Source organism: Variovorax sp. 10N432, from assembly GCF_056394465.1.
Window position 1 is genome coordinate 1 of sequence record NZ_JBFTHX010000149.1, and the last position, 542, is coordinate 542.

The following is a 542-nucleotide window of genomic DNA, read 5'->3' on the forward strand; positions in this document are numbered from 1 at the left end:
GTGCAAACGTTTGCCTTTGCTCTTTGTTTTTCCTAGAATGCCAGGCGCAACGATACCTCATAGGAAGCACCCATGACATTCACCACGCCCTTTCGCACGTCGCCGACTAATCCTGACGTGGGCGAGATTCAGACCCTGCCTGAGCGACACGCTGAGATGCCTTACGCGCCGGCGATTCGGGTGCGCGGCATGTCGGACGTGCTGCTGATCTCGGGAGCAACCTCGTCGCCTCTGTACCATAAGCACCCCCATGTGCCAGAGGAGCATGACCACCCCGTTGACATTCGAGAGCAGACGCGACGGGCGATGCGGACCATCGAATCGATCCTCAAGCACGAGGGCCTGACGTGGACGGATGTCGTGAAGATCACGAAGTACCTGACCGATATGCGCGATATGGACGGGATGGTCGAGGTGATGAAGGAGTACTTCGGCACTTGGTCGCCGGTGAGTACGACTGTGTGCATCAATCAGCTTTCCACGCCCGGTGCGCGCGTCGAACTGGAGATGATGGCTGTCTTCCCCAGGCACCGAAACTGATG

Annotated in this window: 1 protein-coding gene; it reads left to right on the plus strand. The window is 58.3% G+C overall.

Annotated elements, in window-relative coordinates; all coding sequences use genetic code 11:
- Positions 1–72: 72 nt before the first annotated feature.
- Positions 73–540, plus strand: a complete 468-nt coding sequence (locus tag AC1DF3_RS37090) for a RidA family protein (protein ID WP_478142827.1) — start codon at positions 73–75, stop codon at positions 538–540.
- Positions 541–542: the final 2 nt, after the last annotated feature.

What these genes read in the sequence shown, in the direction of transcription:
- AC1DF3_RS37090 (WP_478142827.1), top strand. Translation starts at nt 73, where the DNA reads ATGACATTCACCACGCCCTTTCGCACGTCGCCGACTAATCCTGACGTG.